The organism is Fodinibacter luteus, from assembly GCF_039541575.1.
GTDB classification, from domain to species: Bacteria; Actinomycetota; Actinomycetes; order Actinomycetales; family Dermatophilaceae; genus Fodinibacter; species Fodinibacter luteus.
Map to the genome: position 1 here is coordinate 123,338 of NZ_BAABGM010000015.1, position 22,277 is coordinate 145,614.

The window sequence follows — 22,277 nt, forward strand, 5'->3', positions numbered from 1 at the left end:
GGCCACATGCCGACGCCCACCGTCTCCGCCGCGCGCACCGCCCGGCTCGTCGGGACCCTTGCACCCGGCCGACCGGCATACCGGGCCCTCGCCGACGCACTGCGCCTTGCCGTCGCGGACGGACGGATCGCCGCCGGCACCCGGCTGCCGAGCGAGCGCGACCTGACGGCCGCCCTCGACGTGAGCCGCACGACGGTCACCCGCGCGTATGCCGTCCTGCGCGAGAGCGGCTACCTCACCTCGCGGCGGGGGTCCGGATCGGTCGCGACGCTGCCCTCGGGGGCCCGCCCGCGCGGAGCGGGTTCGCTCTTCCCCGCGGACGCCGGCGAGGGGATCATCGACCTCACCTGCGCGGCGACGCGAGCCCCGGCCGGGGTCCTCGAGGCGTACGAGCGGGCCGTGCAGCAGCTGCCGGCCCACCTCACGGGGGCCGGGTACCTCACCCTGGGAATGCCCGAGCTGCGCGAGGTCATCGCCGACCGCTACACCGCGCGCGGGCTCCCCACCAGCCCCGACGAGGTCCTGGTGACCTCCGGAGCGGTCGCGGGCATCGGGATCGTCCTTCGCGCGCTGCTCGGCCACGGCGACCGGATCATCGTCGAGAACCCGACCTACCCCAACACCGTCGACGCCCTGCGCCGCGGCGGGGCACGGCTCGTGCCCCTCGCGATGGACCCCGACGGGTGGGACGTCGCGGAGTCCGCCCGCACGGTCCGGTCGGCCGGAGCCGCCGCCGCCGTCCTCATCCCCGACTTCCACAACCCCACCGGTGCCCTCATGGCCGACGAGGACCGGGCCGTGCTGGCCCGGGCCCTGCGGTCGGCGGGGACGGTGCCCGTCGTCGACGAGACGATCGCCGAGGTCGACCTCGACGGCACCGGCGTCCTGCCGGTGCCCTTCGCCGCCCACGACCCCCGCGCCGTGTCCGTCGGCAGCTCGTCGAAGTCGCACTGGGGGGGCCTGCGCACCGGGTGGATGCGGGCGCCGCGCTCGGTCCTCCCGGCTCTGGTCGAGGCGCGGGTGACGACCGACCTCGGGGCGCCGGTGCTGGAGCAGCTCGTGCTCCTGGAGCTCATGCGGGCCGCGCCCGGCCTCACGCCCGAGCGGCGCGGCGACCTCCGCGCCTCCCGGGAGGCACTCGTCGCCGCCCTGAGGGCCCGGCTGCCGGAGCTCGGGTTCCGGGTGCCGCGCGGCGGGCTCTCGCTGTGGTGCGAGCTGCCCGAGGGGCTCGACGCCACGACGGTCGCCATCGCCGCCGAGGACGCCGGACTCCTTGTCGCGGCCGGTCCGCGGTTCGCCGTCGTCGGTGGGCTGGAGCGGTGGGTGCGCCTGCCCTACGTCCTGCGCCCGGACGTCATGGTCGAGGCCGTGGATCGCCTCGCCGGGGCGCTGGAGTCCGTGCGCACCACGGGCCGGGGCACCGCCCGCCGGACGGCCGGCCGAACGGGTGAGCGCCGGACCGGTCGACCGCTCGTGGCGTGAGTCGCGCCGTACCGGCCGACCGCTCGTGGCGTGAGTGGCGCGGGCCGCGCACTCGTGGTGTGGGTCGCGCGGTGGCGCGCAGCCGGCATCCACCGCGGCGGGTCGGGGAGCAGGCCCCCGGCTGGCTATCGTTGCGACGGTGACCACCGAGCAGCCCGCCCCCCTCCTCGACCTCCTCGCCACCCTCGACCTCGAGGAGCTGGGCTCGGCGCAGGTGAGCGTCCAGCCCCTGTCGACGGCCGGGGCCCTCGCCGGGGAGGCCCCGGTGCCGCTGCCCGACGTCTTCGCCGAGGACATCACCCTCTTCCGCGGGCAGAGCCAGAAGCAGCCGCACGGAAGGGTGTTCGGCGGCCAGGTGCTGGCGCAGGGCGTGGTCGCGAGCGGCCGCACGGTGCGCGCCGTCGAGGGCCAGGAGGACCGCCGTCTGCACTCCCTCCACGCCTACTTCATGCGCCCCGGCGACGACACCCAGCCGATCACGTTCAGCGTCGAGCGGATGCGCGACGGACGCTCGTTCTCGACCCGGCGGGTGCACGCCATCCAGCACGGCAAGCCGATCCTGTCGATGAGCGCGTCGTTCCAGGCGCCCGACCGGGGTCTGGACCACCAGGACGAGATGCCCGATGCGCCCGACCCCCTCACGGTCGCCTCGCTCGCCGACATCTTCGCGGGCGTCGACCACCCCGGCGCCCGTCACATGGCGACGGAGCGCGCCATCGACCAGCGGCACGTCGAGGGCAACCTCTTCGTCGCCCCGGCGTCGGACCGGGTGGCCGACCAGCGGGTGTGGATGCGGGCGATCGGCGAGCTGCCGGACGAGCCCCTCGTCCACGACGCCGTCCTGGCCTACGCCTCCGACTACTCACTGCTGGAGTCGGTGCTCCGGCGCCACGGCAAGGCGTGGACGAACCGCGGTCTGCGCGTGGCGAGCCTGGACCACGCGATGTGGTTCCACCGGCCCGCGCGCGCGGACGAGTGGCTGCTCTACGCGCAGCACTCCCCGTCGGCCCAGGGCGGCCGGGGGCTCGGCATCGGGCGGATGTTCGCGCGCGACGGAAGGCTCATCGCGACCGTCGCCCAGGAAGGCATGATGCGCTTCCCCCAGCCCTGACCGGCAGGCGTCGACGTGACACCGCGCGCGGACCCGAGCGGCACCGGTTCGACCCGGGGATCCTCCGTCGGCATCGAGGTGGTACCGCACGCGGACCGGAGCGGCACCGGTTCGACCGGGCTCCTCAGCGCCCGCGGCGGCCCTCGACCGCGACGACCGCGACCGAGCGGGCGGGCACCCGCACTCCGTCCCCGACGAGCGCGGTGCCGGCGTCGGCCCAGGCGAGCAGGACCTCGGCGGGCCCGGGCGGCAGGGGGAGCTCGGCGGCCTCGTCGGCGAGGTTGACCGCGACGGCGGATGCCGTGCGCCCGGCCGGGGCGTGCACCGCCACCACCCAGCGGGCGGCCTCGTCGTACCGCACCTCGACGTCGGCGAACCGCGTCGACGCCGTGCCGAGCAGGCGACGACGCAGCGCGGTGCAGGCGCGGTACCAGCGCAGCATCCGCGCGTGCTCGGCCTCGGCGAGCTCGGACCAGTCGAGCACCGAGCGGTCGCGGGTGGCCGGGTCCTGGGGGTCGGGGACCTCGTCGGCGGACCAGCCGTGCGAGCCGAACTCGTCGCGGCGGCCGGCGCGCACGGCATCCGCGAGCCAGTCCTCCTCGAAGCTCGTGAAGAACTGCCACGGGGTCGACGCGGCCCACTCCTCGCCCATGAAGAGCATCGGCGTCGTCGGGGCGAGGAGGTACAGGGCCGCCCCCGCGGCCTGGGCTCCCGGGTCGAGCGTGGCCGAGATGCGGTCGCCCGCCATCCGGTTGCCGACCTGGTCGTGGGTCTGGAGGTAGCCGAGGAGCCGGCGGGCGTCGAGTGCCTCGGTGTCGACCGGGCGCCCCCAGTCGCGACCGCGGAACGACGACAGCGTGCCGTCGTGGAGGAAGCCGCGGGTCAGCACCTTGGCGAGCACCTCGAGCGGCCCCGCCTCGTCGCGCCCCGCTCCCCCGGCGAAGTCGGCGTAGTAGCCGTGCCGCTCGCCGGTGAGCGAGACGTGGAGGGCGTGGTGGACGTCGTCGTCCCACTGGGCCGTCATGCCGAGGCCGCCGTCGGCGGTCGGGGTGACCATGACCGTGTCGTTGAGGTCGCTCTCGGCGACGAGGTCGAGGGAGCGGCCGAGCTCGGCCGACAGGGCCGCCGTGGCGTCCGAGAGCTCGGCGAGGTAGTGGTGGGCCGAGGCGTCCTTGAGCTCGTGCACGGCGTCGAGGCGCAGGGCGTCGACGTGGAAGTCGCGGAACCACCGCAGGGCGTTCTCGACGAGGAACCCCCGCACCTGCCCGGCGTCCCGGTGGTCGAGGTTGACGGCCGGGCCCCACGGGGTCCGGTGCGCCTGGGTGAAGTACGGGCCGAACCGGGCGAGGTAGTTGCCGCTCGCGCCGAGGTGGTTGTGCACGACGTCGAGGCACACACCGAGGCCGCGCGCGTGGCACGCGTCGACGAACCGCGCGAAGGCGAACGGACCGCCGTAGCCGTCGTGCACGGCGTACAGCCCGACGCCGTCGTACCCCCAGTTCCACCGCCCCGGGAAGGCCGCCACCGGCATGACCTCGACGACGTCGACACCGAGCGCGACGAGGTGGTCGAGCCGCCCGACGGCCGCGTCGAGGGTGCCCTCGGGCGTGAACGTGCCGACGTGCAGCTCGTAGACGACCGAGCCGAGCACCCCGTGGCCCTCGCGGGGCCCGCGCCACCCGCCGTCGGTCCACGAGAAGGTGCCGGTGTCGACGGTGCGGCTCGGGCCGTGGACCCCGTGCGGCTGCCAGGCGCTGCGCGGGTCGGGGAGGGCGGGCTCGGCACCGTCGAGGACGAAGGCGTAGTCGAGCACGAGCGGGTCGGATGCCGGCGTGCCCCCGACGACGTCGGCCGGCGGCTCCCAGCGCCACCAGCCCTCGCCGATGGGTGCCATGGCGTCCCGACGCGGCTGCGCGTCCCGACGCGGCTGGGACGAGCGGGTCGGGTGCGGGACGACGGTCCACTCGACCTCGACGCGGGCGGCACGCGGCGCCCACACCTCGATCGGGGTGCGCCCGGCCCCCGGACGCCGGGCGGCGGAGACGGCGGGCACCGCGGGCCGACCCGTCACGGCTGGCGCACCAGCAGGGCGACCGGCCGGTGGTCGAGCAGATCCGCGAGGAGCACGGGCCCACCCTCGACGACGTCGTCGCGGTCGGAGAGCACGTCACGCCACGTGCCGGGGGGCACCTCGACCGTCGCGTCGCCGAACCCACCGGCCGCGGCGAGCAGCCCCGCCGCCCGGGTCGCGACGGTGACGACCCGCAGGCCGTCGCCGTCGCCACGGGCGAAGGCGAGGGCGTGCTCGCTCGTCGTCGGGAGCGCGGCATACGTCGTGCCCTCGCCGACGAACGCCGCGGGGTCGTCGCGGCGCACCCGCAGGGCGCGCCCGGTGACCCGCAGCTTCTCGTCGTCGAGGTCGAAGGCCGGCTCGTCCGCGACGACCCGGTCGAGGCGCTCGCCCCGGTCGGTCCAGTCGACCGGGCGGCGGTTGTCGGGGTCGACGAGCGAGAGCATGACGATCTCGCACCCCTGGTAGACGTCGGGCACGCCCGGCATGGTGAGCTGGACGAGCTTCTGCGACAACACGTTCGCGCGCACCGACGGCTCGTGTCCCGTCGTCCAGGCGTCGAGGTGCCGCTGCACGGCGGGGTCGCGCGAGAGCGCCCGCGCGTAGCCCGTCACGGCATCCTCGTACTCGTGGTCGCCGTCGACCCACGCGGTGTGCACCTTTGCCTCGCGCACGGCCTTGAGGAGGTACTCCTCGAGCCGCGAGCCGGTGATCGGCCACGCGCCGACGAGGGTCTGCCACACGAGGTACTCGGTCGGGGCGTCGACGCGCTCGGTGAGGTGCTCGGCGGCGAGTGCTCGCGCCTCCTCCACCCAGGCGGCCCAGCCCTCGCCGTCCTCGGCGAGGACCATGAGCCGGGCCCGGACGTCCTCGGAGCGCTTCGTGTCGTGGGTCGTCAGGGTCGTCATCGACGTCGGCCACGTCGAGACGAGCCGCTCGCACCAGGCGTGGAACTCCTCCGGCGTGATCGACGGGTGGTCGGGGTGTCCGCCGACCTCGTTCGCCCCGGCGAGCCGGAACCACCGGTAGTAGGCGGTGTCCTCGATCCCCTTGGCCATGACCGGGCCGCAGGTCTGCTGGAACCGCACCCGGAAGTCGTCGGCGAGCGCTCCGGTGTCGAGCTGCGCCTGGCGCACCTCCCGGCCGAGCACGAGGTCGACGACGGTCGCCAGCGCCTCGTGGTCGCTCGGCGCGAGCAGGGCCCGGGCGCGCTCGGCGGCCCCCTCGACGACGGCGGCCTGCTCGGGGTCGACGCCCCGGCCGGGGACGACGTAGGCGCGGTAGCGGTCCATGGCGACGAGCAGCGCCTCGAGCGCGCGGCGCACGGCCGCTCGGTCGACGTCGCCGAGGATCCGCCGCACGAGCCGCATGAGCCGGTCGACCTCGGCGGCCTGGACGTCGTCGACGACGAGCCGCTTGGACTCCACGACGACGTCCGCGAGCACGACCCGGTCGGGGGCGGCGGCCGCCCACACCCGGTCGAGCGCCTCGAGCCCGGCGGTGGGGGTGAGCACCTGCTGCACCCGCAGGAGCGCGTCGTAGCCGGTCGTTCCGGCGCAGCGCCACGTGCCCGGCAGGGTCTCCTCGCCCTCGAGGATCTTCTCGACGACGACCCAGGAGTCACCGGTGGCGTCGCCGAGCCGCTCGAGGTAGCCCCCCGGGTCGGCCAGGCCGTCGGGGTGGTCGATCCGGAACCCGTCGACCGCCCCGTGCCCGTGCAGCGCGAGGAGCAGGGCGTGGGTCGCCATGAAGACGACGGGGTCCTCGACCCGCACCGCGACGAGCGAGGTGACGTCGAAGAAGCGGCGGTAGTTGAGCGCCTCGCCCGCCTCGCGCCAGCTCGAGAGCCGGTAGGCCTGAGCCTCGACGAGCTCGGCCAGCGGGAGGTGCTCGGTGCCGGGCGCCACCGGGAACTCGGCGTCGTAGTAGCGCAGCACGTGGTCGGATGCCGTCGGCCCGCCGTCGTGGGCGAGGACGAGCTCACCGCGGTCGAGCGCCTGCCCGAGGGTGCCGCCGAGCACGGGCATGAGGAGGCGGTCCTCCTCGGCGACCCAGTCGACGTCGAACCACCCGGCGTACGGGGAGCGCCGGCCGTCACGCAGCAGCGACCAGAACGGCGCGTTGAGGTGCGCCGGCCGGGGCACGGTCATGTGGTTGGGCACGACGTCGACGATGATGCCGAGGCCGTTCTCGCGGCAGGCCGTGACGAGCCGCTCGAAGGCCCCGCGGCCCCCGGCCTCCACGCTGATCCGGGTGTGGTCGAGGACGTCGTACCCGTGCACCGACCCGGGCGCGGCCTGCAGGACGGGCGAGAGGTAGAGGTGCGACACGCCGAGTGAGGCGAGGTACGCGGTGTGCCGCGCCGCGTCGTCGAACCCGAAGCCGGCGTGCACCTGGAGTCGGTACGTCGCCGTGGGCACGACCCGGCCGGGGTCGGGTCGGTGGACCTCGCCCATCGTCACGACCGGGTCGACGTCGCGGCTCCCGAGGGCGGCGGCGGGGTCTCGCGCGGGGAGCGCAGGACGACGACCGACCGCGGCAGGAGCGACAGGGCGCCCCCGGCCTCGTGCCAGCCGGGGTCGACGACGTCGGCGCCGGTGTCGATCTCGACGAGCCAGCGCTCACCGAACTCGGTGCCGGGCAGGGTGACGCTGTGCTGCTCGTGGTCGGCGTTGAAGAGCACGAGGAAGTCGTCGTCGACGACCCGTCGGCCCCGCGAGTCGGGCGTGGGGATGGCGTGCCCGTTGAGGAAGACGACGACGGTCTTGGCCTCGTGGTCGGACCAGTCGGACTCGCCCATCGGCTCGCCGGAGGGCCGGAACCAGGCGATGTCGCCCATCTCGGACTGGCCGCCGTGGTCGGCGCTGCCGGCGAAGAAGCGGCGCCGGCGGAAGACCGCGTGGTCGCGCCGGAGCGTCGTGAGCGCCGCGGTGAAGGCGTAGAGGCTCTTCTCGTCGTCCGTGAGGTCCCAGTCGACCCACGACAGCTCGTTGTCCTGGCAGTAGACGTTGTTGTTGCCCTGCTGGGTGCGGCCGATCTCGTCGCCGTGGGCGATCATCGGCACACCCTGGCTGAGCAGCAGGGTCGTGAGGAAGTTGCGCTGCTGGCGCAGTCGCAGGGCGTTGACCTCCGGGTCGTCGCTCGGGCCCTCCTCGCCGCAGTTCCACGACCGGTTGTGGCTCTCGCCGTCGCGCCCGCCCTCGCCGTTGGCGTCGTTGTGCTTGTCGTTGTACGAGACGAGGTCACGCAGCGTGAAGCCGTCGTGCGCGGTGACGAAGTTGATCGAGGCGATCGGCTTGCGACCGCTGTGCTCGTAGAGGTCGCTCGACCCGGTGATCCGCGAGGCGAACTCGCCGAGCGTGCGGGGCTCCCCGCGCCAGAAGTCGCGCACCGTGTCGCGGTACTTGCCGTTCCACTCGGTCCACAGCGGGGGGAAGTTGCCGACCTGGTAGCCCCCGTCGCCGACGTCCCACGGCTCGGCGATGAGCTTGACCTGGGAGATGACCGGGTCCTGCTGGATGAGGTCGAAGAAGGCCGAGAGCTTGTCGACCTCGTGGAACTGGCGGGCGAGGGTGGCCGCGAGGTCGAAGCGGAAGCCGTCGACGTGCATCTCGGTGACCCAGTACCGCAGCGAGTCCATGATGAGCTGGAGCACGTGGGGGTGGCGCATGAGCAGGCTGTTGCCCGTGCCCGTCGTGTCGTAGTAGTGGTCCTTGGCGTCGTCGACGAGCCGGTAGTACGCCGCGTTGTCGATGCCCCGGAAGCACAGCGTCGGGCCGAACTCGTTCCCCTCGGCCGTGTGGTTGTAGACGACGTCGAGGATGACCTCGATGTCCGCCTCGTGCAGCGCCTTGACCATCGCCTTGAACTCGGTGACCTGCTCGCCCCGGCGGCCGCGCGAGTAGCCGTTGTGCGGCGCGAGGAAGCCGATCGTGTTGTAGCCCCAGTAGTTCGTCAGGCCCTTGGACTGCAACGAGGTGTCCTGGACGTACTGGTGCACCGGCATGAGCTCGATGGCCGTGACACCGAGGGTCGTGAGGTGGTCGATGATCGCGGGGTGCGCGATGCCGGCGTAGGTGCCGCGGATCTCCTCCGGCACCTCGGGGTGGGTCATCGTCAGGCCCTTGACGTGGGCCTCGTAGATGACGGTCTCGTGGTACTCGTGGCGCGGCGGGCGGTCGTGGCCCCAGTCGAAGTAGGGGTTGATGACGACGGAGAGCATCGTCTTGCCCAGGTTGTCGTCGGTGTTGCGCTTCGTGGGGTCCTCGAAGTCGTAGGAGAACAGCGACTGGTCGTTGCTGACCTGTCCCTCGATCGCCTTCGCGTACGGGTCGAGGAGCAGCTTGCTCGGGTCGCAGCGGTGGCCGTGCTCGGGCTCGTACGGCCCGTGCACGCGGAAGCCGTAGCGCTGCCCGGGCTGGACACCGGGCAGGTACGCGTGGTGGACGAAACCGTCGACCTCGGGCAGGTCGTAGCGGGTCTCGACGCCGTCGTCGGCGACGAGGCAGAGCTCCACCCGATCGGCGACCTCGCTGAACAGGGCGAAGTTGACCCCGCTGCCGTCGTAGGTGGCGCCGAGGGGGTAGGGCGTTCCGGGCCAGATCTCCACTGGTTGCCTTCCGTGTGTGGTCAAGAAACCAGCGACGGTGCTGGGCTCGCCGCGGGACCGGGGGCCCGCGGCGGTGGGGGTCAACCTACCGAACCTCACCGACGCCGCGAAAACGTCACCCCCGGCCCCGCGCCAGCTTCGACGGCCCGGCTCGGTAGGGTCGGCCCGTCGCCGCCGACCTGCCGTCGGCGCCGCGAGTCGACGCACCACCCCGACCCAGCCCGCGTCACCACCCGGAGGAGTCCCATGAGCACGCAGAGAGTCGCGATCGTCACCGGAGGCGCCCGTGGCATCGGGGCGGCGACCGCGGAGCGCCTCGCGCGCGACGGGTTCGCCGTCGCGGTGCTCGACCTCGACGAGGCCGCCTGCGAGGCCGTCGCGACCGGCATCCGCGACGCCGGCGGACGCGCCCTGGGCGTCGGGGTCGACGTCACGGACCCCGCGCAGGTCGAGGCCGGCGTCGCCCGGGTCACCGACGCGCTCGGCCCGCCCGTCGTGCTCGTCAACAACGCCGGCATCATCCGGGACAACCTCATCTTCCGGATGACCGAGGACGACTGGGACGCCGTCATGGCCGTGCACCTCAAGGGCGCGTTCCTCATGACGAGGGCCTGCCAGGCGCACATGACCGAGCAGCGGTACGGCCGCATCGTCAACCTGTCGTCGTCCTCGGCACAGGGCAACCGCGGCCAGGCCAACTACTCCGCGGCCAAGGCGGGGCTCCAGGGCTTCACGAAGACCCTCGCCATCGAGCTCGGCAGGTTCGGCGTCACGGCCAACGCCGTCGCGCCGGGGTTCGTCGAGACCGACATGACGCGTGCCACGGCCGAGCGGGTCGGGGTGCCCTTCGAGGACTTCCTCGCGCACGCCGCCGCGCAGATCCCCGTCGCGCGGGTCGGCCAGCCCGAGGACATCGCCGCGACGATCGCCTTCCTCGTGTCCGAGGAGGCCGGGTTCGTGTCGGGCCAGGTCGTCTACGTCGCCGGCGGCCCCCTCGACTGATGGCACACCACCCACACGAGGGCGCCCGAGAAGGTGGCCTCCGGCGTGGGTGATGTGCGACAAGTCGGGTGCGGGCGGTCGCTACGATCGCCGCATGCTGCCCCGCCGGATGCCGGCCCGTGCCCTCCTCGCGGCACTGCTCGCCGTCACCGGCGTGCACCTCCTCGCCCAGCTCACGGGCTCGGACACCGTGGCCGCCGTCACCCAGGTGCTGCTCATGCCGCTGCTCGCCGGCGCGCTCTGGCTCGAGACCGAGACCCCCCGCGGTCGCCTCGTCACCCTGACCCTGCTCGCCCTCGGGCTGTCGTGGCTCGGCGACACCGCCCCGCGGCTCGCGTCGGGCGACGCCGGCTTCCTCCTCATGGTGGGGTTCTTCCTCCTCGCCCAGGTCGCCTACATCGCGGCGTTCCTGCCCTACCGCGCGCGCAGCGTGCTGCACCGGCGCCGGCCGCTGCTCCTCGCCTACGTCGCGGCGGTGGCCGCCCTCGTGGCCGCGTGCGCGGGCGGCGCCGACGCCCTGCTCGGGCCCGTCCTCGTCTACGGTGCCTGCCTCGGGACGATGGCCGTGCTGGCGACGGGGGTCAACCTGCCCACCGCCGTCGGCGGGGCGCTCTTCCTCGTCTCCGACGGGCTCATCGCCCTCGAGGCCTTCGCGGAGGGCGTCGACCTGCCGGCCCACGGCTTCTGGGTCATGTCCACCTACGTCGCCGCGCAGCTGCTCATCGTCGCCGGCGTCCTGCGCGAGCAGGACCGGCACGGTGCCCGGCCCACGACGACGGATGCCGTCCGCTCCCGGTGAGCGGACGGCATCCGGACGTCGTCGTCCCGGCGCTCAGAGGCCGAGGTCGCGGCCGATGAGCTCCTTCATGATCTCGTTCGACCCGGCCCAGATCTTCGTGACACGGGCGTCGCGCCAGGCGCGGGCCACGCGGTACTCGTTCATGAACCCGTAGCCGCCGTAGAGCTGGACGCACTCGTCGAGCACGTCGTTCTGCACCTGCGCGCTCCACCACTTCGCCTTGGCCGCGTCGACCGCGCTGAGCTCGCCCTTGGAGTGCGCCTCGATGCAGTCGTCGACGTAGGCCTCGGCGACCTCGAGCGCGGTGACGAGCTCGGCGATCTTGAACTTGTTGTGCTGGAAGGACCCGATGGGCTGGCCGAACGCCTTGCGCTCCTTGGCGTACTCGATCGTCTCCAGGAGGATCTGCTTGGCGTGGGCGACGTTGGCGCAGGCGGCGCCGACCCGCTCCTGCGGCAGGCGCTGCATCATCGCGATGAAGCCCATGCCCTCCGGGCCGATCCGGTTCGTGTCGGGCACGCGGACGTCCTGGAAGAACAGCTCGGCGGTGTCGGACTCCTCCTGGCCCACCTTGTCGAGCTTGCGGCCGCGGGTGAACCCCTCCATGCCGTCCTCGACCATGAACAAGGTGATGCCCTTGGCGCCTTTGGACGGGTCGGTGCGGGCCGCGACGATGACGAGGTCGGCCTGGTAGCCGTTCGTGATGAAGGTCTTGCTGCCGTTGAGGACCCAGTGGTCGCCGTCGCGCACCGCGGTCGACTTGAGCGCCGCGAGGTCGGACCCGCCGCCCGGCTCGGTCATGGCGATGGCGCAGATCTTCTCGCCGGCGGCCATCGCGGGCAGCCAGCGCTCCTTCTGCTCCTGGGTGCCGAGGTCGACGATGTACGGCGGGCAGACGTCGCTGTGGATGCCGAAGCACGAGCCGACGGCCGCGTTGAAGCCGTTGAGCACCTCGGCGGCGACCGCGTTGAAGCGGTAGTCGTCGGCGCCCATGCCGCCGAACTCCTCGGGGATGTCGAGGCCGAACAGGCCCTGGGTGCCGGCCTCCTTCCAGATGTCGCGGTCGATCGTCTTGACCTCGAGCATCTGCTCGGCGCGGGGCTTGAGGGTGCGCTCGACGAACTCGCGGACGGACGCTCGGAAGTCCTCGTGCTCGGGACCGTAGATGTTGCGGGGCATGGAACTCCTCCGGGGACGACTCGGTGCTGCGCTGACGTTGACTAAGCGCTTGCTTAGTGTCGCCGGGGTGGGGCATGCTGTCAACCGTGCCGAGCCCCACACCGATGAGCGAGACCGCCGTCCTCGCCGCCCTCGCCCCCGAGGGTGGGCGCCAGTCGGCCGTCGGCGACGTCGCCGACACGGCGGTGCGGATCATGCTCGCGGCGGCCGACGCCTTCGCCGAGCGGGGCTTCCACGCGACGACGACCCGCGACATCGCCTCACGGGCGGGCCTGTCCCCCGCTGGGGTCTACGTGCACTTCGCGTCCAAGGAGGTGCTCCTCTTCGAGCTGAGCCGGCGCGGCCACGAGCGCGCCCGGGACCTCCTCGTCGCCGCCACCGCCGCCGCCCCCACCCCCACCGAGGCGCTGCGGGCCATCGTCGGGGGCTTCTCGCGCTGGCACGCCGAGCACTACGGCCTCGGGCGCATCGTCCAGTTCGAGTTCCGTCACCTCAGCGCCGAGCACCGGGATGCCGTCCTCGGGCTCCGCAAGGAGATCGACGAGGTCGTCGCGGACGTCCTGCGCGACGGGGTGTCCACCGGGGAGTTCGAGGTCGCCGACGTGCCGGCGACCGCGCTCGCCCTGCTCTCGATGGCCATCGACGTCGCCCGGTGGTACGCCCCCGACGTGCGCTACACGCCCGAGGCGATCGAGGCGGCGTACGGCGACCTCGCCGTGCGGCTCGTGCGCGCCCCCTCCCCGCGGTGAGGGCGCACACGGTTGCGGGGGCGACGCGGGTCAGCACTCGCGGCGAGCACCGGTGACCGGGGCAGGATGCTTCGCGCGGGTCGCTAGAGTGACGCGGTGACGAACCCCGAGACCGTTGCGGGCCACGGTGGCTCGCCCTCGATCGCGACCCCGGACTACTGGTGGTACGTCGCCCGTGCGGACCTGCTCGAGACCGCCCTGCGCTCGCACGTCGAGGGCGCCGGGCTGGCCCTCGACCTCGGCAGCGCCGACGGCCCGAGCGCCTCGTGGCTCCGGGATGCCGTCCAGCGCACCGTCTCGCTCGACATCGACCCGCGAGGGCTGGGTTCCGACGGCGTGTGTGGCTCGGCGCTCGCCCTGCCCTTCCCGGACGCGGCCTTCGACGTCGTCTCGGCGTTCGACGTCATCGAGCACTGTGAGCCCGAGGCGACGGCGCTCGCCGAGGTGCGCCGGGTGCTGCGGCCGGGCGGTCGCTTCGTCATGTCCGTGCCCGCGTACGACTGGGCGTGGAGCGACTTCGACGTCGCCAACGGCCACCACCGCCGGTACACCCGGGCCCGGGCCGTCGCTGCCGTCGAGGGCGCGGGGTTCACCGTCCAGCGGGTCACGCACGGCTTCGCGAGCGTCTTCCCCATGTTCGCCGCCGAGCGCCTGGCCCGCAGGCTGCGCCGTCGGCGCGCCCACGGGGCCGCGGACATCGTGGCGGTGCCCTCGGTGCCGAAGCCGGTCAACGCCGCGCTCCTCGGGCTCTCGCGACTCGACCGGGTCGTGCTCGCGCGGGGCGACCTGCCGTTCGGGTCGTCGGTCTTCGTCGCCGCGACCCGCCGGGACTGACCCGGGGTCAGCCGTCGAGCGGCCCGCCGGCGACGACGCGGGCCCGCACGTCGGCCGAGGTGCGGGCCAGCCCGGCGGCGAGGGGCGTGGCCGCGAGCGCGTCGACCTCGGGCCACACCCGGGAACCCAGCCGCAGGTCGAGCACCTGTCCCCCGCCGGCCCCGCCGACGGGGATGGTGCGCAGCGGGCGGTGGAAGACCCGTCGAGCCTCGGAGACGAGGTAGCCCACGGTGACCGGCCGGCCCGAGGCGAGCACCTTGACGACGACGGCCCCCGTGGGCTCGTCGCGGGCGAGCGCCACGGTGCGCACGACCATGCGGGCCGCGTCGCCGGCGTAGAGGTAGTCGCGGATGGTGTCCATCGAGACGAAGACGGGCAGGGGGCGCCCGGTGGCGTCGGCGAGGCACAGCTGCGAGAGCAGGCCCTGGGGCTTGCCGAGCACCTGCCCCGGTCCGTAGACGTTGGCGAGGCGGCCGAGCACGGCCCGCAGGCCGGTGGTGGCGGCGAGTCGTCGCACCTCCTGCTCCATGGCGAGCTTGGCCCGTCCGTAGGCGACGAGCGGGCGCGGGTCGCTGCCCTCGTCGAAGGGAGCCGGGCGCGAACCGGCGTACAGCCCGCCGGCCGAGGACGCGAGGAAGACGACGCCGTCCTCGCCCTCGCCGACGGATGCCGCAACGGCCGTCATCACCTGCCGGAAGACGCGGACCTCCGCGGCGAGGGCGTCCTCACCCGTCGCGACGACCCCGGCACCCGCGCACCACGCGAGGGCCCACGACCGGTCGCGACGGGCCTCGCGGAACCCGGCGACGGCCTCGGTGAGCGCCGCGACGCTGGCGGCCTCGTCGTGCCAGGGCACGCTCGTCGTCATGACCTCGTGCCCCTCGTCGGCGAGCTCGGCGACGACGTGGCGGCCGACCAGTCCGCCGGCCCCGACGACCCAGGTGAGCGGGCGATCGGGCTGCGGGCTCACGTGCCGTCCCGGCCGAGGGGGCCCTCGCGCCGGTCCCGCACGGGGAGGTAGAGCGGCTTGCCCATCGCCATGTTGACCGCGAGGCCGACGTACTCGGCGATGACGCCCAGGCTGAAGAGGATGACCCCGGTCGTGACCATGAGCAGGATCATCGTCGACGTCCAGCCGGGGACGTCCCAGCTGCCGAGGGCCCGGCCCACGATGAGGCCGACGGCGAGCACCGGCGCGAGCACGACGGCCGCGGCCCCGAGCGCGCTGACCCAGCGCAGCGGCCGGGTGCCACTGGACAGCACGAGCCGCCAGAAGTGCGAGACGAGCCGGCGCATCGTGTACCCCGAGGGGCGGTCGCCCTCGCTGCGCATCTCGACCGGCGCGGTGGTGATCCGCCCGGCGACCCACGAGATCGCGACGTCGAGGTAGATGCCCGGCCCGGCGTAGGCGGCCACCGAGCGGGCCACCTCGCCGAGGACGAGGCGGAAGCTCGAGAAGTCGGCGGCCGGTGCCCCCTTGGCGAGCCGCTCGACGAGCCACTTGGCACCTCGGGACGCCGCGTTGCGCAGGGCGCCGTGCGGTGGCTCGTTCGTGGCGCGGGCGTAGACGACGTCGGCCTGCTCGGCCATGGCCGTGTCGAGGAGCACGCCGACGGCCTCCGGGTCGTGCTGGCCGTCCTCGTCCATCGTGACGACCCACTCGCCCCCGGAGGCGGCGATCCCGGCGAGGGTCGCGGCGTGCTGCCCGAAGTTGCGGCTCAGCCAGACCGGGCGCACCCAGTCGTGGGAGCCGGCGAGCGCCCGGATGGCGTCGTCGCTGCGGTCGGGCCCGCAGTCGTGGACGAGCACGACCTCGACGACCCGGTAGGGCCGCCCCTGCGGGGACACCCGGTCGGTGACCGAGGCGGCGAGCTCGTCGACGACGGCGGCGAGGGTGCGCTCGCCCTGGTAGACCGGGATGACGACCGACACCTCGTGCTGCGCGGGGGCGGTCGTCTCGGTCACGGCCGCCACACTACAAGCGGGTGGCCCAGCTCCCGGCGACCGGAGACGGCATCACCCGCGCGCCCAGGCGCCCGCACTGGTTGCACATCACCCACCCTGACGGGGCGCCCTTGGCCCGGCCGCCGGTGGGTGATGTGCAAGGAGTCGAGGGCGGTCAGTCGCGGGTCAGCTTGCGGTAGGTGACGCGGTGCGGACGGGCCGCCTCGGCGCCGAGGCGCTCGATCTTGTTGGCCTCGTACGCCTCGAAGTTGCCCTCGAACCAGTACCACTTCGCGGGGTTCTCCTCGTCGCCCTCGTAGGCGAGGATGTGCGTCGCGACCCGGTCGAGGAACCAGCGGTCGTGGCTGATGACGACGGCGCAGCCCGGGAACTCGAGGAGGGCGTTCTCGAGGGAGCCGAGGGTCTCGACGTCGAGGTCGTTCGTCGGCTCGTCGAGGAGGAGCAGGTTGCCGCCCTCCTTGAGGGTGAGCGCGAGGTTGAGCCGGTTGCGCTCGCCCCCGGAGAGGATGCCGGCCTTCTTCTGCTGGTCCGGGCCCTTGAAGCCGAACTGGCTGACGTAGGCGCGCGACGGGATCTCGACCTGCCCGACGTTGATGTAGTCGTGTCCGCCGGAGACGGTCTCCCAGAGGTTCTTCTCCGGGTCCAGGCCGCCGCGGCTCTGGTCGACGTAGGAGATCTTCACGGTCTCGCCGACGTCGACGGTGCCCGCGTCGGCCGTCTCCATGCCGACGATCGTCTTGAACAGGGTCGTCTTGCCGACGCCGTTCGGGCCGATGACGCCGACGATGCCGTTGCGCGGCAGGGTGAACGACAGGCCGTCGATGAGGACCCGGTCGCCGAAGCCCTTGCGCAGGTCGGTCACCTCGATGACCTTGCTGCCCAGGCGCGGGCCCGGCGGGATCTGGATCTCCTCGAAGTCGAGCTTTCGGGTGCGCTCGGCCTCGGCGGCCATCTCCTCGTAGCGGGCCAGCCGGGCCTTGGACTTTGTTTGGCGGGCCTTGGCGTTGGAGCGCACCCACTCCAGCTCCTCGGCGAGCCGCTTGGACAGCTTGGCGTCCTTCTTGCCCTGGACGAGCAGGCGGGCCTGCTTCTTCTCGAGGTAGGTCGAGTAGTTGCCCTCGTACGGGTAGGCCCGGCCGCGGTCGAGCTCGAGGATCCACTCGGCGACGTTGTCCATGAAGTAGCGGTCGTGGGTCACCGCGACGACGGCCCCGGGGTAGCTGGCGAGGTGCTGCTCGAGCCACAGGACGGACTCTGCGTCGAGGTGGTTCGTCGGCTCGTCGAGGAGGAGCAGGTCGGGCTTCTGCAGGAGGAGCTTGCACAGCGCAACCCGGCGACGCTCACCACCGGAGAGCACCGTGACGTCGGCGTCCGGGGGCGGGCAGCGCAGGGCGTCCATCGCCTGCTCGAGCTGCGAGTCGAGGTCCCACGCGTCGGCAGTGTCGATGGCCTCCTGGAGCTGGCCCATCTCGGCCATGAGGGCGTCGAAGTCGGCGTCGGGCTCGGCCATGAGCGCGGAGATCTCGTTGTACCGGTCGAGCTTGGCCTTGATCTCGCCGGCGCCCTCCTCGACGTTGCCGAGGACGGTCTTGTCCTCGTTGAGCTCGGGCTCCTGCATGAGGATGCCGACCGAGTACCCGGGCGTGAGGCGCGCCTCGCCGTTGGACGGCTGGTCGAGGCCGGCCATGATCTTGAGCACCGAGGACTTCCCCGCGCCGTTGGGGCCGACGACGCCGATCTTGGCGCCGGGGAGGAAGGACAGGGTGACGTCGTCGAGGATGACCTTGTCGCCGTGCGCCTTGCGGGCACGCGACATGACGTAGATGAACTCGGGCATGGGGCACAGGCTATTCGAGCGCCCGGCCCCCGCCCGAATCCGTGTACCGGGCACGGTCGGGCCCACCGCGCCCGGGCACGGCTGCGGTCAGGCAGCCGCCTCGCCACCGGACGGGACGAGCGCCCCGGTGCCGACCGCGGGCCCGGACACCGCTGCGGTCAGGCGGCCGCCTCGTCACCGGACGGGACGAGCGGCCCGGTGTCGAGCGCGGGCCCGGACACCGCTGCGGTCAGGCGGCCGCTTCGTCACCGGACGGGACGAGCGGCCCGGTGTCGGGCGCGGGCCCGGCCCCGGACCCGGTGCCGGTCGCCACTCCACCGGAGGATCCGTCGTCGCCGGGCGCGGCGAGCTGGCCCAGGCCGCGACCGTCCGCTCCCTCGACGACGTAGGCGTCGGTGTCGGGCGACCCGAACCCGGAGGTCCCGAACCCGGAGGTGCGGTCCACGAACCCGTCGGGAGGCTCGGGGCCGAACGCCCTGTCGCCGCCGCCGTCCTGCGCGCGGCCCACCTTCGCGAACGCGGTCGTGCCGTAGGCCAGGTCGTGGCCGACCGCGTCGGCGACGACCTCCACACCCCACCAGGTCGTGCCGTCGTCCCGGGGCCGGGACACGATGTGCTGGCGCCCGTGGACGCTCACCGGGTGCCCCTTGCGCAGCGACACCCCGGCGTTCGCGGCGAGCGCCTTGTACGTGACGACCTCGTAGAAGCTCGTGCCGACGTCCTCCCAGGCGCCGTGCTGGCCCGGCACCGGACGACGCACCGACGAGGCGATCCGAAAGCTCGTCATCGGCGCACCCGCGCGGGTCGTGCGGACGGTGGGGTCGGCGACGAGCCGGCCCCTGATGGTCACGTAGGTCTCGTTCATGGTCTGTCCCTCCCGACGGCCCCGCACCTCGGGGCCTCGGGAACGAGCCTCGCGGCGGCATCCGGTGCGGGACAAGCGAGGACCGCATCCTGTGGACGGCCGCGTGAGGACCACGGGGTTGTGGACGACGAGTGCCCCCGCGTCGCGACCCGGCGCCCCCGCGTCGCGGTCCGGCGCGCCCGCGTCCCGCCCGAGGCGGCATCCCCGCGTCCCCACGTCCCCGCGTCGCGGTCCCGGCCGGCGCGGTACTGCTGGTCAGCGACCCGCGCGTGGCTCAGACGGCGGCCGCGCGGCTGAGCGCGACCCGCGTCGCCGCGTGCCGCTCGAGCACCCGCTCGACGGGAAGCACGATCTCCTCGCGGGCGACGCCGTCGATCGAGGCGCGCAGCCGCTTGTCCATGACCCGGGCGCGGCGCCGCGCCCCGATGCGCGCGAGCCACCGCGAGACGAGGGCGAGCAGCAACCCGAGCAGCAGCCCGCCGACGAGGAGGACGAGCGGGACGGGCAGGACACCCCACGTCGGCGGCGCACCGACGACGCCGTCGAGCTGCAGCCAGCCGAGCAGGACGTACAGCCCCAGCCAGAGCAGCCCGGCGACGGCCGCGAGGGCGAGGACGAGCTGGGCCGTGCCGACGGCCCCCCACCACAGCGGCGCTCGGGCGTGCAGCGAGGTGCCGACGACCGCCCGGTCGAGGGCGTCGCCGAGCGCGGCACCCGGGGGCGCGGCCGCCTGCTCGACCGCCTCGGCCCACGGCGTCGGCAGCCCCTCCCCGGCCCGGTCGGCCAGCCGGCGCGTCGCGATGTCGACCGCCGACCGCGCCGCCGGTGAGGGCGGGGGCAGCGACGAGCGCCCGAGCACCGAGCGCACGTCGGAGTCGGACACCCGGATGTCGCGCCCGTCGAGGCGTAGGCGGCGCAGCGGGCGGGGCCGCAGCCCCTGGACCCACCTGGTGAAGGGCCAGCCGGTGCGCGAGGCGGCCTCCATCCGGTAGTCGCGGGCGACGGCCTCGACGACCGTCGGGACCCCGGCGCTGCGGGCGAGCGCGTCGAGCAGCTCGGCGCGCGCCGGCTCGTCGACCGTCGGCTCGGTGTCGGCGACGTGCTCACCGAGGGCACCGGCCGCGGCCCGCACGTCGCCGGCGAGCCGGGCCCGGGCCATCGTGCGACCGGCGACGGCGTTCGCGAGGCGCTGACGCAGCTCGTCGAGCCCGGCGCCGGTCGTCACCGACGTCGCGAGCACCGTGGCCCGTGGGACGCCGTCGCGCTCCATGAGGCGCACGAGGTCGGCCCGGCACTGCGACACCTCGTCCGGGGAGAGCCGGTCGGCCTGGTTGAGCACGACCATCGTCACGGCCTCGTGGGTCGCGAGCACGGCCACGTAGTCGTCGTGGAGGCGGGCGTCGGCGTACTTCTGCGGGTCGGTGACCCACACGAAGAGGTCGACAAGCTCGAGAACCCGCTCGGCCTCGGTGCGGTGCCCGGTCTCCCGGGAGTCGAAGTCGGGCAGGTCGAGGAGCACGAGACCGTCGAGCGAGCCGAGGGCGCCACCCGCCCCCGGGCGCCCGGAACCCGGACCGCGAGGCCCCGTCCCGGCATCCGACCCGGGCCCGGCATCCGGACCGGGCCCGGCATCCCCGCCACCCGCCTCGTGGGCGACGAGGTGGCGGGCACCGACGCCGAGCCAGTCGAGCAGCTCGCCCGCGGGAGCCTCACCCCAGATGGCCGCCGTGGGGGTCGAGGTCGTCGGCCGGCGGACGCCGACGGTGGCGACGTCGTGGCCGACGAGCGCGTTGAACAGGGACGACTTCCCGCTGCCGGTGGCCCCGGCGAGGGCGACGACCGTGTGGTCGCCGACGAGGGCGGTGCGCTCCCCCACCTTCGCGACGACCGCGTCGGCCCGCTCACGCTCGGCCGAGGGCAGCTGCTCGCCGCCCGCGTCGACGGCGGCGGCGAGCGCGGTGGCGGCGGCCGACAGCTCCTCGGTGCCCACGACCGCGCCCCGCGCGGACCCCATGCGCAGCGGACTCACCGCACCACCGTCCGCACTCGGGTGGCCACGGCGGCGAGCCGGGACCCCTGGTCGGCGGGTGCCGTCGCCTCCGCGAGCGCCACGGCGTACCGCTCGCGCTCGCTCGTGAACAGCTCGTCGGACAGCTCGAGGAGCCGTCGGCGCGCCTTGGCCGCCATCTCCCGCACGGCCTGGTCGCCGAAGATCGCCTCGAGCACCCGCTGGGCCAGCACCGCGGTTCCGCCGGCGATGCCGATCTCGGCCCCCATGAGGCCACCGGTGCTGCTGAAGGCGACGAGCATGAGGAACAGCCCGATCGCGTTGAGCCCGTAGGCCGCGACCCGAGCGTTGGTGCGCCGCCCCTGCCCCTCGGTGCGCACGAGCTCGAGCACCTCGCCCTGCCAGTCGCGCACGAGCCGCTCGATGTCGGCCTGGATGCCGGGCGCGGGCTTCGCGAGCTCGGGATGCCGTGACAGCACCGGGGTGCCCCCGGGCAGTCGGCGCCACGCCCGGGCCGTCTCCGAGGCCGCGCTCTCGGCGTTGGAGCGCAGGAGCGCGGCCACGCCCGTCTGGAGCGCCTCGCCGAGGCCGTCGGACGGCGGCGGGTTGCCCTTGACGGCCGCGGTGAGCTTGTCGCGCCACCGCGAGATCGTCGTCTCGACCTGGCGGAAGAACTCGCCGGTGCCGACGAACTCCTGCCACCGGGCGAGGACCTCGCCGCGCAGCAGGGTGCCGTCGGTCATCCCCTCGTCGATGCGCCGGTGGGCCGCGGCGTACTCCTCGTCGACGGCGCGGCGCAGCGACTCCGCGGCGTCGTGCTGGTCACGGCTCGCGACGACGAGCTCGCTCGTGCGACCGGACAGCGACTCGACCGCGCCGCGCAGGGTCTGGTTGACGACGATGGCCCGGGCCCGTGCGTCGCTCGCGAGCGCGTCGAGCCACGCGCTGAGGCGGGCGACCGCTTCGGGCGGCAGCTGGCCCTCGGCGTCGAGGGTCGTCTCGGGCACGGTGAAGATCGGCGCGGTCGGCAGTCCCTGCTCGCGCAGCATCGCGGCGAGGTGCGGGCGGATCTCGTCGACGGCATCCGGCGGGATGCGGTCGAGGACGATCGCGACCGCGGTGCCGCGGTCGGCGGCGGTGCGCAGGAGGTCCCAGGGCACGGCATCCGCGTAGCGGGCGGCGGTCGTGACGAACAGCCAGAGGTCGGCGGCCGAGAGCAGCTGGGTCGCGATGGCACGGTTGGCCGAGACGACCGAGTCGATGTCGGGGGCGTCGAGCAGGGCCATCCCCGCGGGCAGCGTCGTCGACTCCACGAGGCGCACCGTGCCCGGCTGGTCGTGCCCGGGGTCGTGGCCGGTGACCCGTGCCAGGCCGGGCAGGATGCGGGTGTCCGCGAACCAGTGCCGGTCGTCGGGGTGGTGGACGAGCACGGGGGACGTCGTCGTCGGGCGCAGCACCCCCGGGCGGCTGACCCTGGCGCCGACGACGGAGTTGACGAGGGTCGACTTCCCGGCCCCCGTCGAGCCCCCGACGACCGCGAGCAGCGGGGCGTCGATGGCTCGCAGCCGGGGCAGGACGTAGTCGTCGAGCTGCTGGAGGAGCTGGCGGCGGGAGGCCTCGGCGGGCGCCCGGCTCGGCACGTCGAGCGGCAGCACCGCCCCCTCGACCTCGTCCCGCAGGGCCTCGACCGCGGAGACGAGCGCCTCCACGTCCCCGTCGATGCTCACGGCGCCAGCCTAACGACTGTGCGCAGGTCGGCCGGCCAT

Annotated in this window: 16 protein-coding genes; 6 read left to right on the forward strand and 10 right to left on the reverse strand. The window is 74.1% G+C overall.

The window, feature by feature from the left end:
- Window positions 1-6 precede the first annotated feature (6 nt).
- Together yczR and ABD899_RS12450 are read left to right on the forward strand one after the other, a co-directional pair.
- Window positions 7-1,482, forward strand: coding sequence for a MocR-like transcription factor YczR (gene yczR, locus ABD899_RS12445; protein WP_345206410.1), 1,476 nt, complete (start codon window positions 7-9; stop codon window positions 1,480-1,482).
- Window positions 1,483-1,621: 139 nt separating this feature from the next.
- Window positions 1,622-2,593, forward strand: coding sequence for an acyl-CoA thioesterase (locus ABD899_RS12450; RefSeq protein ID WP_345206412.1), 972 nt, complete (start codon window positions 1,622-1,624; stop codon window positions 2,591-2,593).
- A gap of 124 nt (window positions 2,594-2,717) precedes the next feature.
- Here ABD899_RS12450 and treZ read toward each other — a convergent pair whose 3' ends face one another.
- From treZ to glgX, 3 genes are read right to left on the reverse strand one after another with little or no spacing between them, the layout of a single operon-like run.
- Window positions 2,718-4,664, reverse strand: coding sequence for a malto-oligosyltrehalose trehalohydrolase (gene treZ / locus ABD899_RS12455; RefSeq protein WP_345206415.1), 1,947 nt, complete (start codon window positions 4,662-4,664; stop codon window positions 2,718-2,720).
- Complete coding sequence (treY, locus tag ABD899_RS12460) at window positions 4,661-7,120, reverse strand: malto-oligosyltrehalose synthase (protein WP_345206417.1); 2,460 nt, start codon at window positions 7,118-7,120, stop codon at window positions 4,661-4,663. The genes treZ and treY overlap by 4 nt, the downstream gene beginning before the upstream one ends.
- 2 nt (window positions 7,121-7,122) lie before the next feature.
- Complete coding sequence (gene glgX / locus ABD899_RS12465) at window positions 7,123-9,273, reverse strand: glycogen debranching protein GlgX (RefSeq protein ID WP_345206420.1); 2,151 nt, start codon at window positions 9,271-9,273, stop codon at window positions 7,123-7,125.
- 246 nt (window positions 9,274-9,519) lie between these two features.
- Between glgX and fabG the strand changes: the two genes are divergently transcribed.
- Entirely contained in the window at window positions 9,520-10,275 is a 756-nt protein-coding gene (gene fabG, locus ABD899_RS12470; RefSeq protein ID WP_345206423.1) for a 3-oxoacyl-ACP reductase FabG, read from the forward strand.
- A gap of 94 nt (window positions 10,276-10,369) precedes the next feature.
- Complete coding sequence (locus tag ABD899_RS12475; protein ID WP_345206425.1) at window positions 10,370-11,074, forward strand: lysoplasmalogenase; 705 nt, start codon at window positions 10,370-10,372, stop codon at window positions 11,072-11,074.
- Window positions 11,075-11,107: 33 nt separating this feature from the next.
- Here ABD899_RS12475 and ABD899_RS12480 read toward each other — a convergent pair whose 3' ends face one another.
- On the reverse strand, window positions 11,108-12,253 hold the full coding sequence (locus ABD899_RS12480) for an acyl-CoA dehydrogenase family protein (RefSeq protein WP_345206428.1): 1,146 nt from the start codon (window positions 12,251-12,253) through the stop codon (window positions 11,108-11,110).
- A gap of 86 nt (window positions 12,254-12,339) precedes the next feature.
- Here ABD899_RS12480 and ABD899_RS12485 point away from each other — a divergent pair, with 86 nt between their 5' ends.
- Together ABD899_RS12485 and ABD899_RS12490 are read left to right on the forward strand one after the other, a co-directional pair.
- Window positions 12,340-13,002, forward strand: a complete 663-nt coding sequence (locus ABD899_RS12485) for a TetR/AcrR family transcriptional regulator (protein WP_345206430.1) — start codon at window positions 12,340-12,342, stop codon at window positions 13,000-13,002.
- A 96-nt stretch (window positions 13,003-13,098) separates the two neighbouring features.
- Window positions 13,099-13,836, forward strand: coding sequence for a class I SAM-dependent DNA methyltransferase (locus tag ABD899_RS12490; RefSeq protein WP_345206433.1), 738 nt, complete (start codon window positions 13,099-13,101; stop codon window positions 13,834-13,836).
- 7 nt (window positions 13,837-13,843) lie between these two features.
- On the opposite strand, the gene ABD899_RS12495 is transcribed toward ABD899_RS12490, so the two are convergent.
- The 6 genes from ABD899_RS12495 to ABD899_RS12520 all read right to left on the reverse strand — a co-directional run bounded on the left by ABD899_RS12495 (window position 13,844) and on the right by ABD899_RS12520 (window position 22,238).
- Complete coding sequence (locus ABD899_RS12495) at window positions 13,844-14,806, reverse strand: NAD-dependent epimerase/dehydratase family protein (RefSeq protein ID WP_345206435.1); 963 nt, start codon at window positions 14,804-14,806, stop codon at window positions 13,844-13,846.
- Complete coding sequence (locus ABD899_RS12500) at window positions 14,803-15,801, reverse strand: glycosyltransferase (protein WP_345206437.1); 999 nt, start codon at window positions 15,799-15,801, stop codon at window positions 14,803-14,805. Before ABD899_RS12500 ends, ABD899_RS12495 begins: the two co-directional genes overlap by 4 nt.
- Before the next feature lie 154 nt (window positions 15,802-15,955).
- A complete protein-coding gene (ettA, locus tag ABD899_RS12505) occupies window positions 15,956-17,638 on the reverse strand; it encodes an energy-dependent translational throttle protein EttA (protein ID WP_345206440.1) in 1,683 nt (560 codons plus the stop codon).
- A 229-nt stretch (window positions 17,639-17,867) separates the two neighbouring features.
- A complete protein-coding gene (locus ABD899_RS12510) occupies window positions 17,868-18,503 on the reverse strand; it encodes a single-stranded DNA-binding protein (RefSeq protein WP_345206442.1) in 636 nt (211 codons plus the stop codon).
- 274 nt (window positions 18,504-18,777) lie between these two features.
- Entirely contained in the window at window positions 18,778-20,532 is a 1,755-nt protein-coding gene (locus ABD899_RS12515; protein ID WP_345206445.1) for a GTPase, read from the reverse strand.
- Window positions 20,529-22,238: a GTPase family protein gene (locus ABD899_RS12520; RefSeq protein WP_345206447.1), complete on the reverse strand. Its 1,710-nt coding sequence runs from the start codon at window positions 22,236-22,238 to the stop codon at window positions 20,529-20,531. The genes ABD899_RS12515 and ABD899_RS12520 overlap by 4 nt, the downstream gene beginning before the upstream one ends.
- Between the last annotated feature and the right edge of the window lie 39 nt (window positions 22,239-22,277).

Excerpts from the sequence above, each read along its gene's own strand:
- yczR (WP_345206410.1), top strand. The coding sequence starts at position 7 with ATGCCGACGCCCACCGTCTCCGCCGCGCGCACCGCCCGGCTCGTCGGG.
- treY (WP_345206417.1), bottom strand. The coding sequence starts at position 7,120 with ATGGGCGAGGTCCACCGACCCGACCCCGGCCGGGTCGTGCCCACGGCG.
- fabG (WP_345206423.1), top strand. The coding sequence starts at position 9,520 with ATGAGCACGCAGAGAGTCGCGATCGTCACCGGAGGCGCCCGTGGCATC.
- ABD899_RS12475 (WP_345206425.1), top strand. The coding sequence starts at position 10,370 with ATGCTGCCCCGCCGGATGCCGGCCCGTGCCCTCCTCGCGGCACTGCTC.
- ABD899_RS12480 (WP_345206428.1), bottom strand. The coding sequence starts at position 12,253 with ATGCCCCGCAACATCTACGGTCCCGAGCACGAGGACTTCCGAGCGTCC.
- ettA (WP_345206440.1), bottom strand. The coding sequence starts at position 17,638 with ATGCCCGAGTTCATCTACGTCATGTCGCGTGCCCGCAAGGCGCACGGC.
- ABD899_RS12510 (WP_345206442.1), bottom strand. The coding sequence starts at position 18,503 with ATGAACGAGACCTACGTGACCATCAGGGGCCGGCTCGTCGCCGACCCC.